Genomic DNA, 14,897 nt, shown 5'->3' on the forward strand with positions numbered 1-14,897 from the left:
CTCTGAGAATGTATAGGACTTCAGATGTGTCAGTTTGATACCTTGGCATTAGAAAATGCGCTCGGCAAGAAGTTCGGGATCCAAGGGTGGTGGCCTGCTGAAACCACGTTTGAAATGATGCTGGGGGCAGTATTAGTGCAAAACACTCGCTGGGAGAACGTTGAGCAGTCTATTGCTCGCTTGCGCCGCTCCGGCCTGCTGAAGGGGCCAGAGATACTGAGTGAGGTTGATCCCGATATTCTTTTCCACCTCATTAGACCAAGCGGGTTTATGCGCAATAAAACAGCGGCTTGTCTGGGATTAACAACATGGTTATTAGAAAATAATCTGGATCCTGAGCACTTAGCTTCTGTTCCTATGGGCGATGAAGAGCTACACACACAACTATTAGGAATTCGAGGAATAGGCCCAGAAACCGCCGATGTCCTGATGCTATTTGGGTTTTCTCGGCCAGTTTTTGTGTGGAGCACCTATGCCCGACGCTTACTTTCCAAAATCATGAATCCGGATATTGAGAAACTTAGCTATGAACAATGTCGGCGTCGATTTCCCGTGACCCTTCCCCCAGATATCTCACGGGCACAGGAGCTTCATGCCTTAATAGTGGCGGCCGGAAAATGGGCCTATCGTCATGGTTGGGAAGAAATTATGACTGTCTATGATGACGCGGAAAAATCCGCACGCTGCTAGCTTTTGTCCGTGCAATTACTTCCGTGCCTTCCCTGATGTGGAGCTTTATGAGCGCTTGTTGGGTGATAGTGGCTTGAATTCCTAAGGGATCTAAGAAAAGAGTGACCAAGGTGGAGCCAGGGTGGGAATAGGTACTACTGACACGGCAGATCCAGTGATTACGAGGAGAATATCGTTTATCACCATGAGCTCTAAGGTCAGTAGAAATCATGACGGATTCCGGAGAGAAGATAGCAACCGCCTTGTGTCCTAAACCAAGATCCTCACCACTGTCGTTGATTCCAAACAGATCCAGGTTTTCGGTGACTATATGGCATAGATCCTGCTCAACTGAAGTTATTTCTCCTTCTATCCGGTTGAGTCCAGCAATACGTGCAGAGAAATCATCGGGTGGGTAGGTGAGAAGCTCGTTAGTGCTTCCTTGAGCAACACATTCTCCCTTGTCCAGTATGACCAGGTGTTGGGACAAGCTGGCAATATCAACGGGATTATGGCTGATGAGAATGGTTGTTCTATCTTCGGCGACTGCCCGGAGAAGGTGGCGCCATCGACTGGCTGAACGGTTGTCAACTGCGGCTAGTGGCTCATCTAAAATCAGCGCTTGAGGTCGGGTACTAAGTGCCCTCAACAGCGCCACTTGGGCAGCTTGCCCCCCAGACAACTCAGTGGTCAGCGTGGATGCTAAGTCCGATAAACCAGCCGCTGATAACAATTCTAAAGAGTATTTCTTATCTCTATTAACCATGGACAGCGTCGTGAGAACTGTTCTATGCGGGGGGAGACCGGGATTCTGACTCAACAGGATAATTCCGCGACGGTGTGAGGGCATCCGATCAATCCAGGTAAGTCGAGAATCTTGTCTTCGCACCCCTATTAGACGTTGACTATCCCGAATTCGGCCTGCAATGGTAGCTGCCAGAGTTGATTTCCCGGAACCGTTTTCTCCAATTACCGCTGATACCGCCTGACCGGGGAAAATAATGTCCCCGCAGTGGATTTCTGGTCCGGATTGACTGGGTTTGGAGAGGGTTCGCAGGCGATGAGCGTCAAGTTTGCCTAGGCGGTGGGGCCGTGGTTGAGATGGGCGTCGGATAACAAAAGGCAAAGATGCGATACACAGCACGATGACGGCGAGGGTGATGAGCAGGAATGCAAGAGCATAGGCCCGCTCTTGATTTGTTTCCCGCTCCAGATAGATGCCTAAGGGCAAGGTCCGCGTTACTCCGGGAAGTGAGCCAGCGAAGGTGAGAGTGGTTCCGAATTCTCCGAGTGAGCGGGCGAATGCTAAACCGGCGCCGGTGGCCACCGAACCAGAGATCGCAGGAAGGACAATGCGGCTGGTTATGCGGAAAGGAGACATGCCGAGTGTTGCCGCAGAGTACACAATCTCTTTGTCGAGTTGGCGTAGGGCGGCGTCGACGGTGACGATGACGAATGGCAAGGTAATGAAAACATGGGCCATGACGACGCCGGAAAAAGTAAAAGCGAAGTTGAGATGGAGGAATTGTAAGAGGGGAGAAAGAAGTCCGTGATATCCGGCGAAAGCACTCAGCGCAAGACCTGCGACGACGGGAGGCATAGCTAGGGGGAGGAGGACGAAAACTCGAACCATGTTGGCTCCTCGATGAAATCCCTGAAGCGCTACTGCCATAGGAACCCCCAGTATCACGGCAATGGCGGTTGATTGTGCTGCTGCAGCGAGACTGAGAAGGAGCATCTGTTGAGTCACTGGCTCAGCAACGATGCGGGTCAATTCGGCCCAAGGAACCCGTCCCAGCAGGGATACGATGGGCATGGTGATGAAGAGAAAAGACATCCCGGCAATAAATTGCGCTAGCTTCGGCGTGCGGGGAGGAAGATAGGAAAGAGAAGCCATATTTCGCAGAAACTATTCTTTAACCGGCGTGAAACCGTACTTTTCCCACAAAGAATCAGAATCATCGGAACTTAATAGATTCACCAGGTTTAAGGCTTCCTCTGGATGCTCGCTGTTATTTGTTGGGGCGACGAGAATTTCATTCGCATATTTTTCTGCCCCCGGTAATTCCACATAATCAAGACGGTCTTGGGCGGAGAGATAATCAGTCTTGTAGACAAAGGCAACGTCTGCATCTCCGGAGAGAACTTTACCCAGTGCGTCGGAAACGGAATGCTCTAGGGATACCGGGGCAATATCCAGATGGTTATGGGTGATTACTTGCTGGGCTACTGCGCCGCACGGTACTTGGGGATCACACAGCACTACCCGCATGTGCTGTAGCTGGGTCAGATCTTTGATCTTTTCTCCTGATCCTCGCGGCGTGACCGCAACCAAAACATTGGTGGCAGCCGGAACTAGGTCATGGACTACTTCACGGGCAATGGCATCATCCATGGTGCGGCGATCAGCTGTGATTAACACATCGCCAGGCGAACCATCAACCAGTTGTTGGACCAGAGTGGAGGAACCAGCATTAACAAAATTTAAGGTCAGCGGATGAGGGAGATGATTGACCTTATCATTGAGATCGTCATTCAAGACTCGGGTTGACGCAGCACCGAGCACCGTTAACGTCGTGGAATCTGGAGAACTAGCCTCGTTGTCTGACGGGGCACAGGCGCTTAAGGCAAGGCTTGATCCCAGCGCTAGAGCCGCCAATGCTGGTCTGCTGAATTTATTCATTTTTCCTACCTTCAGATAGTTAATTCCTCGCCATTGCTCTGAGTTTAGCCTAACCATAGACGCTGGTAGTGCTGACGGTACACCCAGAAATAGGTCTTGAGATGACTCGGGAGAAATAAAAGTATCCCTATACTGCTATCAACTTCCGCTTTGCTGTGCTTAAGTTATGTGTATGAGATCACAAAGGAATTTTACATTGAAACGCCCTGTGGCGGCTTTGATCTTGACTCTGGGAATGGGGTTGACCGCTTGTCAATCAGCTCCACCTCAGAATGAGGAGGGTACCCAAGCGTCAGAAAAGAACGCAGTTGCGATGGCCTCATGCGACAGTATCAATCCGGATAGTGCTCAATCAGGTGACGGACAGAAGAGTGAGGACCGGGACATAGGCGTCGCACCAGAGATTTCCACGGGATACCGCGAAGGAATGAAGGCTGCCCAAGCGAAAAGTTATGCGGTGGCTACCGCTAATCCTTTGGCCTCACGCGCAGCGTGCCAGGTTTTAGCGCAAGGAGGCTCAGCTGCGGATGCTGTTATTGCTGCTCAATTTGTTTTGGGGTTAAGCGAGCCACAATCCTCAGGGATCGGCGGGGGCGGGTATTTGCTTTATTATGATCATCAGTCTGGTGAGACCACGGCCATTGATGGTCGGGAAAAAGCCCCGAGTGCGGCGAAAAACGACTATCTTGTTGGCGCGCAGCCGGATGCACGTCGCTCCGGTCGTTCTATTGGGGTGCCGGGGATAGTGGCGGCCTTAGGAATAGCTCAGGATAAATTTGCTAGGCATAGTTGGGCTGAAAATCTAGAACCTGCTCGGGCGCTGGCCGCTGAGGGCTTTGTTGTCAGTCCGAGGTTGGCAGCCTCATTAAAGGATGCTGAGGCTGATTTAGCTGTAGATCCCGACGCCCACGCGTACTTCTCTCAAGCAAAAGAGGGGGAGAAGTTAGCAAACCCGGCCTATGCCGAAACAATTAAGAGCTTGCAAGAAAATGGTCCTCAGTCCTTTTATCAACCTGATGGTCCCATTGCCCAAGCGATAGTAAATAAAGCTCGTTCCGGGCGAGGCGGAGTAACCCCCAGCGAGATGACTACCGACGACATTGCCCATTATCAGCCTGTAGTCACTAAGGCTATGTGCGCCCCTTATCGAGATAAAAAGCTATGTGGGATGCCACCGTCGTCCTCGGGTGGAATTGCGGTTCTCGAGACAATGGGAATTTTGGATAACTTCAACCTTTCCCAACACCAACCAACCGAGGAAGGCATTCCCGACGCTCAAGCCGTACATCTCATTTCCGAAGCTGAGCGCCTCGCCTATGCGGATCGAGATGCCTATGCGGCAGATCCTGCTTGGGTAAACGTTCCCGAGCAATTACTCACTGGGGACCAAGATTATTACCGCCAACGATCTGCCAAGATTGACCCCGATAAAGCGATGGGTAAAGCCGAACCTGGACTTGGGGGCAGTGTTGCTAAACCGCTACCTGAGCACGGCACCAGTCATATTAGTGTCATTGATAAGGAAGGAAACGCGGCGAGCTTGACGACGTCGGTGGAGGCTGCTTTTGGATCCTTCCACATGACAAAGGGGTTTATTTTGAATAATCAGCTGACTGATTTTCAAGCTGACCCCACGCCCGCGCCTAATGTTCCTGATGGGAATAAACGCCCCCGGTCATCAATGAGCCCCATGTTGGTTTTCGATGATCAAGGCAAACTCAATATGGTGTTGGGTTCTCCAGGTGGTTCGTTGATTATCCAATACGTGGTGAAAACACTGGTCAACATGGTGGATTGGAAGCAGGATCCTCAGCAAGCTATCAACGCACCGAACTTCGGAGCGATGAATGGGAAACCCACCACACTTGGCTCAGAACATCCTGCTATCAAGAACAATCCCGACGTCGATGCGTTGATCAAAGCCTTGCAGGATAAAGGGCATGAGGTGAAAGAAGAAGACCAAACCAGTGGATTGTCAGTGTTGGTTGTCCAACCAGACGGCAGCATTCTTGGTGGAGCTGATCCGCGCCGAGAAGGCGTGGTTTTAGGAGACGGCTAATTATTCCATCTGGTGGTCTTCGTCGGGGAACTCGGCAAGGTCAGAGGGGGTGTCATAATCTTTCTCCTGGCCCGTTCCCTGGATAATGATGATCTCATTCCTGGCGGGCCACAATGCCTTCAGCGGTGCATGGGCAGTTTCGAGTTGGTCGAAAATCTCCCATAGCTTATCGGTACGCCATGCCGTACACAGTGGTTCTAGATGTCCTGATGGGGAAGAAATAGCGGCTACCTGGGCGTGAGGTGCGGCTGAGAGGGCAGTCAATAACTTCGGGATTAAGCGAGCTGACTGCGGGGCATCAACAGCCAACACCACGGTGGTGGCCGCTGCGTGGTCAGATAGGGCAACGACCCCGGCATGAAAAGCGGCCAGTGGTCCAGAAAAGGGGGGAGTTTCAGAAACCAAGGTGATGGTGGGATACAGTGGCAAGGGCCGAGAACTAACGACCACAATCTGGTGTACCTCCTTGATTCCGGCTAGATCTTCGAGGAGGCGGTCAAGAAACCGTTTGCCATTGATGGTGATAAGGGCTTTATCCTTACCCCCCATTCTTGTGCCTTGCCCTCCAGCAAGGATAACAACATCAACCCCAGGGTGCGCGATCTGTGCCATGGGTCAGGAGACCTAGTGCTGATCGACTTCACGAAGTTGAGGTAGCTGGCGTGACCAGTCACCACTGCGACCGCCGGTTTTAGCCACTATGCCGCAGCGGCGAATATAGGCGGAACGATCTACTCCTTTAACCATGTCAATGAGGGCTAGAGCAGCAATACTCACCGCGCTGAGAGCCTCCATTTCCACCCCGGTCCTATCCGCGGTGCGGACGGTAGCGCTAATAGCTACGTGGTCATCACCCACCTCAAGGTTGACCTCCGCACCATGCACCCCGATGGTGTGGGCAAGGGGAAGTAAATCAGGGACCTTCTTTGCCGCCTGGATCCCAGCAATGCGGGCTACCGCGAGGACATCTCCTTTCGGAACCGTGCCGGTTCGCAAAGCATCAATAATTTCCGAGGAGCACACAACCTCTCCGACGGCGGTGGCTTCCCGAACGGTCGGTGTTTTTGCCGTAACATCCACCATGCGAGCTTCGCCGCGGGAATCGACATGAGTAAATAGGGATCGTGACATCGAAATCCTTAAACCTCTTTCTAATGTTGACTTACTGCGCCGCTATGACCGTGAGGGATTCCCCATCGGCAACGCGTTCATCGGGTTGTAGCAGAGCAATTCCGTTGACTCCGCTGAGACTTCCTACCCGATGGCTTCCTTTCCCTGAAGTGGTAAAAGGCGTAGCGAGTACTCCAGAGGACGTCCAGGTCAGCACCACGGGTACGGCGAGGGGTTTTGAGGACGCGACGGGGAAGTCTCGGGTAGCGCGGGCGGGAAAATATCTTTGGCCGTTGGTTTCCGGCTGCGTGGCGTGAGGTTTAATCGCTTCGCCGTGGAGCACAGAAAGAGCAGGAAAGAGAAATAAGAGGGCACTTACATACGCTGCGACTGGGTTGCCGGGGAAAGCTAAGACCAAAGACTTGTCCCATATCCCGAGGCCTTGGGGTTTTCCGGGCTGGAGAGCCACCTGGCCGCACCAGGTTTCCTGCGCCTGGGGGACAGCGGGGGAGGTGAGGAGTTCTTTGACGACGTCAAAGGAACCGGCGGAAATTCCCCCGGTAGTGATGATGATGTCTGCCCAGGAACTGAGTTCATCAAGAAGGCGGATCAGAGCGGGGAGGGAATCAGAGATCCGCTGGCGTCGAACTTCCACCTGCGGGAACGCGGTGTGAATCAAGGCTTCTATCATGGGGCCGTTGGAGTCTGGGATAAGGGCAGAAGAGGGTTCTGGGCCCGTTGGTGTTAGTTCATCGCCGGAAGAAATTATTGCTAGACGCGGGGTAGAAAAAACCGAGACGTGGGATACGCCGGCGGAAATCGCTGCTGCTAAGGTACCTGCGTCCAAGATGGCATGGCGAGAGGCTAGGAGGTCCCCGGGGGATATATCTTCTGCTCTGCGTCGAATATGGCGCCGGTGAGGATCAGCGCGATGAATTTTCACCCTCGCCGGAAGGTTGGCATCCCCAATCCTGAGATTCGTGTCTTCCATTGGAATCACCTGTAGAGACTCGATGTCATCTTCAGCTATGGGTGCTCCCGTCATTATTCGCACCGCGGCAGCAGGCGGAACAGGGTGAGCCCCAGAACCTGCCGGGGTGTCAGCGACTAGGGGAAGTTCGACAGGAAAAGGAGCCTTAAGGTCGGCGGTTCGGACCAGCACCCCATCCATCGCTGAATTACTGAATGGGGGAATTGCCCTGGAGGCATGGAGATCCTGGGCAATTCTTAGCCCTAAGGCGTCGGCGACCGGACGTTTCTGGGTGAGGGAGCGGAGAGAAAAAACCTGATGTGCGAGGTGAAGGACGGTGTTGAGGTGATCTTCTAAGCTTCGTGACACGTCTTAGCCTCCAATTGCAGACATAGGGCGTTGGGGTTGCAGAAAATGTGGGTCATCTATTCCGTGGCCAGGCTTTTTGTGCCACATCGCAGTTGCCCAAGCCAGCATAATATCTTCATCGCTGCCGCCGTCGCGGAGAATATCTCGCAAGGATGTCTCTGATCGAGTGAATAAACAATTGCGGACAGCGCCATCAGCGGTCAGCCGAGTTCGGTCACAGTCAGCACAAAAGGACTGAGAAACTGAGGCAATAATCCCGATCTTTCCTGCGAGATCACGATCCCTATGATGCACATCCCACAACGCAGCTGGAGCCGATCCACGTTTTTCCACAGCAGGAGAAAGAACAAAACTCTCACTCAACCGTTGGATAATGTCACGGGCGCTGATCATTGTTGAGCGGTCCCAAGCTTCGTGGGGGCCTAAAGGCATTTGTTCAATAAAACGCAACTGCACTTCGCGCTGAAGACAAAACTCCGCAAGCGGAACAATGTCTTGTTCATTAAGACCAGGCATAATCACTGCATTGATTTTCACCGGAGTTAAGCCGGCCTGGACTGAGGCATCAATCGCATCAATTACATGATGGAGTCGGTCACGACGAGTCAACTGGTGATAGCGCTGGGGATCAATGGTGTCGAGGGAAATATTGACCCGGTCTAGGCCAGCTTTCGCTAACGATGCCGCGTGGTTGGCCAGTCCTACGCCGTTGGTCGTCATAGCGATTCTCGGCGGCACGTTTTCGTCGGTCATTAATTCTTTAGTCGTCCGGATAATCTGAGCAAGAGATTTTCTCAGCAAAGGTTCCCCACCGGTAAAGCGAACCTGGCGAATCCCTAGGCGGGTTATTGCGATCCGAAGAAGACGCTGGATTTCGTCATCATTTAAGGTTGACTCCTTGGCTAGCCAGGTCAACCCTTCTTCAGGCATACAGTAAGTGCATCGGAGATTGCAACGATCGGTCAAACTTACGCGCAGGTCACGCGCCACCCGGCCGAAGCGATCATAGAGTAGACGGTTACCGTGAGGAAGAGCTCTCGGTAAGTCGGTGGCTGCGGCAGTGGCGCTGACAACGGGATCAGACAAGGGAATGCGCATCGGCAACCATCTTAAAGCCTCGGGCCAGTAGGGGCATGACCTCCCAGTGCAGAGTAGCTGTCTCGATCCTGCGCTCCAGGACCCCGCAGGGAGATCACCTCAAACCGGCCAGCGCGCAGATGGGCTCGCAAATCTTTCTTATCGAATTTCGCGACCGAGGTTTTGTCGATGTCCTCGACAAAGGTCCAGTACTCGGGAAGCATCCAGCTTGGGAGGTGCTGCCGCAGCTCGTCTCGGAGCCGCTCTGCGGTTACTGCGTCCTTAGCCACCCCATCATGCAAAACCGTGACCGCCAGAGGACGCTCGCCCCATTTCTCATCCGGGTAGCCGATCACTGCGCATTCCACAACTTCTGGAGATTCCATAATGAAATTCTCCAAGACAGCTGAGTAAATCCACTCCCCACCGGAACGAATGACATCGCGCGCCCGGTCTTGAACAATCAGGTACCCATCAGAGGTCACCGTCCCGACATCTCCGGTCCGAAGCCACCCATCTGGGGTGAATTTCTCTAGTGCATCATCAACTTCTTCCCCACGAAACATGTGGGCCGTACCCTGTGATTCCTCAGCGGGAGAATGATAATAAGAACCCGTGACAAAGTTTCCCCGAACCTGAAGTTCACCATGATTACGGTCGGTGCTGGATACGATTTGCCCATCATTAACAACGCGATATTCCAGCGAGGCAGGGAACCGCCCTTGGCTAATCCGGTAATCTGTGCGCGCTGCTCCGGAGACTCCTCGTGGAGGGCGGGCGACGGTGGACGCCGTGGACGTTTCAGTCATGCCCCAGACTTGGACCACGTCCACGCCATAGTGTTCCTCCCACATTCGGATTAAGGCTGGCGGTGCAGGGGATCCGCCGACAAAGATTTCGGTTAAGCTCATGCGCTTTGGAGGGTGTTCGAGGTAATACACCATGAGTTGGATCCAGATTGTCGGTGCCCCGTGAGCTACCCGCGGATGGGTTAGTTCGATGAGTTTCTTGAGAACCGGGGGGGAAACGTCGGAATCTGGAAAAACTAGAGGAGCTCCGGCCATGAGAGCAGCGAAAGGAACTCCCCAGCTTAAGACGTGATAAATAGGAACGCAGCATAAGAAAGAATACCCATGCGAAATAGCAAGAGAATCTGTGGTGCGTAGATGCATCGATTGAAGGTAGATGGAGCGGTGTGAATAAATTACTCCTTTAGGGGCCCCGGTAGTTCCCGTGGAGTAACAAATAGCTGCAGCTGTTGTTTCCTCTAAAACTGGCCACGAATAGTGAGTAGGTTTTCCATCGAGTAACTGCTCATAGGAATAAACCAGCAGGTGATCGGGGATAAAGCTGGAGGGTTTGTGCTGTGGCCCAGTTCCGATAAAAACAATTGCTCTCACCCCTGGACAATCTTTTAAGACTTCACCTAGTTGCTCGGCAAGCCGAGGGTCAGCGATGATAATTTCATCATTCGCATGGTTAATGATATGGCTAATTTGGTCATTCATTAAATAGCGATTTAGTGGATTAAATACTGCGCCCATACAGGTAACCGCACACAAAGTTTCTAAATGCTCGGCGCAGTTATACATAAAAGTGCCTACCCGTTGGTCGCCATCAATGCCTAAATCATCCTTTAACGCATGAGCCAATGCCGAAGCCCGCGCTGCGATGCTGTGATAGGTACTGGTATGGATTTTTCCTTCGCTATAAGTAGTCACCGTGGTTTCTGAGTGCACCGTGCGGGCGTACTCCAGAATTCGTGAAATCGACAACGGGATTTCCTGCATGGTAGAGCGCATGATCACACTCTACAAAAGGGGAGAAAACTCAAGGTGCGAGACACTCTTGAGGGGTGGTTAGTGACCTCAGTGGGATTAATGCGCTACACTATCGCGCAGATCGACCAGAACACTTCGGGGAAGATGAGTTCCGCCCTCGGCTTGGATGTCACTAAGCAGATGAGGCGAACCCCTCTCGAAGCATCACCGGAACATCGGTCTGCTGATTCACCCACTTCCTCCCATGTGGATAGGGATATGTGAATTACGGGCATCTAAATTTCAAAAGGTCAGCAAATGAATACCCGTGTGCATGGAGTATTTTCGGCTTCCTGTAGACGATGAAAGGACACCTGTGACCGAGATGGACACAGCCGCCAATGGTGGCGACATGCAGAATCTGGCATCCTTGAGGATTCCGGAGCTGCGGAAACTAGCAGCCCAAAAGGGGATTAAAGGAATCTATGGGCTGCGCAAGGGGGAACTGATTGCGGCGATTGAAGGTCGTCTGCCCAATATTGATGTGCCTCGTGCTAATCAGGCTCGACGTCTTCCTCCGGTAGAAATCCAGGAAGATCAAACTAGCACCGATAACACTGACAAAGGTGAAGAAAAGGCTGAGGGCGAAGATAATTCCGCTACCCAGTCTCGGCGTCATGAGTCCCGCTCTGCGGCCCGACGGGCGCGGCGTAATCGCGCCCGACAATTTCAGCGGGAACAAGAAGACCGGGATAAGGATAACCCCACCCCCGATGAGGACGTGGTCGCTGAAACTACGTCGGACTCTCAACCCGAGCGTCCACAACACTCAGAGCGTTCCTCCGATGAAGAAGCCGCCGACAAGTCGGACTCCGGGGCGGAAGATCGAGACCAAAACGAAGAAGAAGACCGAGGACGACGCACTCGTCGCACCCGTCGGGTACGCCGCACCCGTGAGTATCGCGATAACCGAGAAGAGCGCGATAATCGTGAGAACCGTGAAGAACGAGAAGAACGCTCAGATCGGGGAAACCGGGAGGATCGTTCCGAGCGCAATGAGCGTAATGACAATGTCCAGGATGTAGCCGGCATCCTCGACATCGTCGATAACAATGTGGCGTTTGTACGGACCACCGGCTACCATGCGGCACCCACTGATGTTTATGTCAATAACCAGCTCATTCGACGCTGCGGATTGCGTGCCGGGGATGCTATCACCGGAAAGGTACGGATGAACCGGGGTGGTGGCTACCACGGTGGCAAGGGTGGCCGAAACCGGAACCGCTATAACAACCTCATCCACGTAGATACAGTCAACGGCATGAGCGTTGAGGAAGCCCGTCAGCGCCCACGCTTTTCTAAACTCACTCCGCTTTACCCCAACCAGCGGCTACGTTTGGAAACTGATCCGAAGATTTTAACGACCCGCGTCATTGACTTGATTATGCCGATTGGTAAGGGGCAACGCGCGCTGATTGTGTCCCCGCCTAAGGCTGGGAAAACCACGATTTTGCAAAATGTAGCTAATGCCATTGCTACTAATAATCCAGAGTGCTATCTCATGGTGGTTTTGGTTGATGAGCGGCCTGAAGAAGTCACCGACATGGAGCGCTCAGTCAAAGGTGAAGTTATTGCCTCAACCTTTGACCGCCCACCGAGCGAACATACCAATGTGGCGGAACTCGCAATTGAACGGGCAAAACGCCTGGTAGAGCAGGGGCAAGACGTGGTAGTTTTGCTTGACTCTATTACCCGACTGGGCCGAGCCTACAACAACTCCTCGCCAGCCTCTGGGCGGATCCTGTCTGGCGGTGTGGACTCCAATGCACTGTATCCTCCCAAGCGGTTCCTGGGTGCTGCGCGCAATATCGAAAACGGTGGCTCCCTGACCATCATCGCAACTGCGATGGTCGAAACCGGTTCGGCGGGCGATACCGTCATCTTTGAGGAATTCAAAGGAACCGGTAACGCGGAGCTGAAACTCGACCGAAAGATCTCTGAACGGCGAGTCTTCCCGGCAGTCGATGTGAATCCCTCTGGTACCCGCAAAGATGAGCTATTACTAGCGCCCGAGGAAGCTCGGGTCATGCACAAGCTACGTCGGATTCTTTCTGCTTTGGATAATCAGCAAGCCATTGATTTGCTCATCAAGCAACTCAAGAAGACGCGCTCTAATGGTGAGTTCCTGATGCAGATCGCTAAATCTGCACCGATGGCTGCTGCGATTGAGGAGGAGGATTACTCCTAATGCACGATCAGGTCTCTGCTGTTGACGATATCCGGGCCGAATATGAGGGATTAGAGGCTCAATTAGCCGATCCTTCTCTTCATGATGACCCAGCCGCGGCCCGCAAGGTAGCGAAACGCTATTCCGAGTTGCAGCCGGTGATCAATGTGCATAATGAGCTGACTCAGGTCACCGAGGACTTGGCAGATGCCCAGGAGATGGCTCATGAGGACCATGAGTTCCAGGCTGAAGCTGAGCGGTTAGATGCGCGCCGGGTGGAGCTAGAAGAAAAGCTCGCTGATTTGCTTGCACCGCGGGATCCACGCGATAGCGAGGATGTCTATCTAGAAATCAAAGCAGGTGCCGGTGGGGAAGAAGCCGCGCTCTTTGCTGGCGATTTACTTCGGATGTATCAGCGTTATTGCGATAAGCATGGCTTCGCCACGGAAATTCTTGGTTTGTCAGAAACGGACCTCGGTGGAGTCAAGGATATAACCTTGTCTATCCGCTCGAAGAAGCCTTCCCGTGATGGGGCGTGGAGTTTCTTCAAATTCGAAGGCGGGGTGCACCGGGTCCAGCGCGTTCCTGTGACAGAATCCCAAGGCAGGATCCAAACCTCGGCAGCTGGTGTTTTGGTTTACCCAGAACCAGAGGAGCTGGGTGAGGTAGAAATTGACGAAAAAGATATTCGGGTGGATGTCTATCGTTCCTCCGGTAAAGGTGGGCAGGGTGTTAACACCACGGACTCCGCGGTGCGGATTACTCACTTGCCTACTGGGATTGTGGTGACGTGCCAAAAGGAACGCTCACAGATCCAAAATAAAGCCAGAGCTCTTCAGGTGTTGGCGGCGCGTTTGGAGCAAATGGAACAGGAGAAAGCTGAGGCGGAAGCGGCTGAAGGTCGAGCTGCTCAGGTGCGAACCCTGGATCGCTCCGAGCGGATTAGGACATATAACTGGCCGGAAAATCGGATCAGCGATCACCGAATTGGTTTCAAAGCAAATAATCTCGACCAAGTCCTTAATGGGGACATGGATGCACTTTTTGATGCCCTCAAAACCGCCGAACGTGCAGAACGGCTGGAAACTGAGCAGATCTAAGTGAAACTTCGAGATTACCTAGCGGATAGTATCCGACGGCTCACCCAAGCAGGAGTTCCTTCGCCTCGGGTCGATGCCCAGGAGCTATCCGCTTATCTTTTGGATATTCCACGACAGCGGTTGATTCTTCATTCCCAAACAGAACTTAGCCCTGCCCAGATTTCTGGCCTGGATGAGCTTATTCAGCGACGCATCCAGCGTGAACCACTTCAATATATCGTGGGGACCGCTCCGTTTGGGCCACTGGACATACAAGTAGGTCCAGGGGTTTTTATCCCTCGTCCCGAAACTGAAGTTCTGGCTGAGTGGGCCGTGCAGTATCTTCGCCGCTTCGCCCAGAGCTATCAGCCTAAAGTAGTGGATTTATGTACCGGCTCTGGCGCTTTAGCAGCATATATAGCTGATCAGATACCTCACGCCCAGATTGTGGGCGTCGAACTTTCAGAAACAGCGCTGACCTGGGCCAGGCTTAATGTTCCTGCCCATGTCCAGTTAGTCCACGCCGATGCCCTTCGCCAGGACTGGGTAGGAGAAAAATGTCCGACGCTTGCTGGAGCCGTCGATCTTATTGTGTGCAATCCGCCCTATGTGCCGCGAACAGTAGCTTCCACCCTTGAACCGGAAGTTTTTTGTGATCCTAACAGGGCCGTGTTCTCAGGTGATGACGGTATGGAGTTTATTAATAAGCTCCCCGATACCGTGGATTATCTGCTAAAACCCGGGGGAGTGGTGGGGGTTGAGCATGATGATTCTATGGCTAGTCAATGCCGAGCTGTGTTTGCTGAGGATCCGCGGTGGACACAGGTCTCGTCCTTAGCAGACCTTACTGGTCGTTATCGTTTTGTGATGTCTAGTAAGATGTGACTGTTGTTC

13 protein-coding genes are annotated in these 14,897 nt (G+C 52.9%); 6 read left to right on the plus strand and 7 right to left on the minus strand.

Annotated features, from left to right (window positions below; all coding sequences use genetic code 11):
- The first annotated feature begins 24 nt into the window (after positions 1-24).
- On the plus strand, positions 25-690 hold the full coding sequence (locus GP475_RS04820) for an endonuclease III domain-containing protein (RefSeq protein ID WP_187975498.1): 666 nt from the start codon (positions 25-27) through the stop codon (positions 688-690).
- Here GP475_RS04820 and GP475_RS04825 read toward each other — a convergent pair.
- Positions 647-2,566 carry an ATP-binding cassette domain-containing protein gene (locus tag GP475_RS04825; protein ID WP_187975499.1) on the minus strand — a complete coding sequence of 640 codons (1,920 nt, stop codon included), beginning with the start codon at positions 2,564-2,566 and terminating at the stop codon, positions 647-649. The two genes, GP475_RS04820 and GP475_RS04825, sit on opposite strands and share 44 nt — an antisense overlap.
- A 12-nt stretch (positions 2,567-2,578) precedes the next feature.
- Entirely contained in the window at positions 2,579-3,352 is a 774-nt protein-coding gene (gene modA / locus GP475_RS04830) for a molybdate ABC transporter substrate-binding protein (protein ID WP_187975500.1), read from the minus strand.
- A gap of 172 nt (positions 3,353-3,524) precedes the next feature.
- Here modA and ggt point away from each other — a divergent pair, with 172 nt between their 5' ends.
- Positions 3,525-5,411, plus strand: coding sequence for a gamma-glutamyltransferase (gene ggt / locus GP475_RS04835; protein WP_394367411.1), 1,887 nt, complete (start codon positions 3,525-3,527; stop codon positions 5,409-5,411).
- Here ggt and mobA read toward each other — a convergent pair whose 3' ends face one another.
- From mobA to GP475_RS04860, 5 genes are read right to left on the minus strand one after another with little or no spacing between them, the layout of a single operon-like run.
- Positions 5,412-6,023: a molybdenum cofactor guanylyltransferase gene (gene mobA, locus GP475_RS04840; protein ID WP_187975502.1), complete on the minus strand. Its 612-nt coding sequence runs from the start codon at positions 6,021-6,023 to the stop codon at positions 5,412-5,414.
- A 12-nt stretch (positions 6,024-6,035) separates the two neighbouring features.
- Positions 6,036-6,542: a cyclic pyranopterin monophosphate synthase MoaC gene (moaC, locus tag GP475_RS04845; RefSeq protein ID WP_187975503.1), complete on the minus strand. Its 507-nt coding sequence runs from the start codon at positions 6,540-6,542 to the stop codon at positions 6,036-6,038.
- Positions 6,543-6,573: 31 nt separating this feature from the next.
- On the minus strand, positions 6,574-7,860 hold the full coding sequence (locus GP475_RS04850; RefSeq protein ID WP_187975504.1) for a molybdopterin molybdotransferase MoeA: 1,287 nt from the start codon (positions 7,858-7,860) through the stop codon (positions 6,574-6,576).
- 3 nt (positions 7,861-7,863) lie between these two features.
- A complete protein-coding gene (moaA, locus tag GP475_RS04855; protein ID WP_187975505.1) occupies positions 7,864-8,958 on the minus strand; it encodes a GTP 3',8-cyclase MoaA in 1,095 nt (364 codons plus the stop codon).
- An 11-nt stretch (positions 8,959-8,969) separates the two neighbouring features.
- Complete coding sequence (locus GP475_RS04860; protein WP_187975506.1) at positions 8,970-10,739, minus strand: long-chain fatty-acid--CoA ligase; 1,770 nt, start codon at positions 10,737-10,739, stop codon at positions 8,970-8,972.
- Positions 10,740-10,772: 33 nt separating this feature from the next.
- Here GP475_RS04860 and GP475_RS04865 point away from each other — a divergent pair, with 33 nt between their 5' ends.
- From GP475_RS04865 to prmC, 4 genes are all read left to right on the plus strand, one after another.
- Entirely contained in the window at positions 10,773-10,982 is a 210-nt protein-coding gene (locus tag GP475_RS04865) for a hypothetical protein (protein ID WP_187975507.1), read from the plus strand.
- 91 nt (positions 10,983-11,073) lie between these two features.
- Positions 11,074-12,945: a transcription termination factor Rho gene (gene rho, locus GP475_RS04870; RefSeq protein ID WP_394367412.1), complete on the plus strand. Its 1,872-nt coding sequence runs from the start codon at positions 11,074-11,076 to the stop codon at positions 12,943-12,945.
- Complete coding sequence (gene prfA, locus GP475_RS04875; RefSeq protein ID WP_187975508.1) at positions 12,945-14,024, plus strand: peptide chain release factor 1; 1,080 nt, start codon at positions 12,945-12,947, stop codon at positions 14,022-14,024. Before rho ends, prfA begins: the two co-directional genes overlap by 1 nt.
- A complete protein-coding gene (prmC, locus tag GP475_RS04880) occupies positions 14,025-14,888 on the plus strand; it encodes a peptide chain release factor N(5)-glutamine methyltransferase (RefSeq protein ID WP_187975509.1) in 864 nt (287 codons plus the stop codon). It abuts the gene before it with no gap.
- Positions 14,889-14,897: the final 9 nt, after the last annotated feature.

Origin of the sequence: Corynebacterium poyangense, assembly GCF_014522205.1 — a bacterium.
GTDB lineage: Bacteria > Actinomycetota > Actinomycetes > Mycobacteriales > Mycobacteriaceae > Corynebacterium > Corynebacterium poyangense.

What these genes read in the sequence shown, in the direction of transcription:
- moaC (WP_187975503.1), bottom strand. Translation starts at nt 6,542, where the DNA reads ATGTCACGATCCCTATTTACTCATGTCGATTCCCGCGGCGAAGCTCGC.
- GP475_RS04860 (WP_187975506.1), bottom strand. Translation starts at nt 10,739, where the DNA reads ATGCGCTCTACCATGCAGGAAATCCCGTTGTCGATTTCACGAATTCTG.
- mobA (WP_187975502.1), bottom strand. Translation starts at nt 6,023, where the DNA reads ATGGCACAGATCGCGCACCCTGGGGTTGATGTTGTTATCCTTGCTGGA.
- GP475_RS04825 (WP_187975499.1), bottom strand. Translation starts at nt 2,566, where the DNA reads ATGGCTTCTCTTTCCTATCTTCCTCCCCGCACGCCGAAGCTAGCGCAA.
- ggt (WP_394367411.1), top strand. Translation starts at nt 3,525, where the DNA reads ATGAGATCACAAAGGAATTTTACATTGAAACGCCCTGTGGCGGCTTTG.
- prfA (WP_187975508.1), top strand. Translation starts at nt 12,945, where the DNA reads ATGCACGATCAGGTCTCTGCTGTTGACGATATCCGGGCCGAATATGAG.
- GP475_RS04820 (WP_187975498.1), top strand. Translation starts at nt 25, where the DNA reads ATGTGTCAGTTTGATACCTTGGCATTAGAAAATGCGCTCGGCAAGAAG.
- modA (WP_187975500.1), bottom strand. Translation starts at nt 3,352, where the DNA reads ATGAATAAATTCAGCAGACCAGCATTGGCGGCTCTAGCGCTGGGATCA.
- moaA (WP_187975505.1), bottom strand. Translation starts at nt 8,958, where the DNA reads ATGCGCATTCCCTTGTCTGATCCCGTTGTCAGCGCCACTGCCGCAGCC.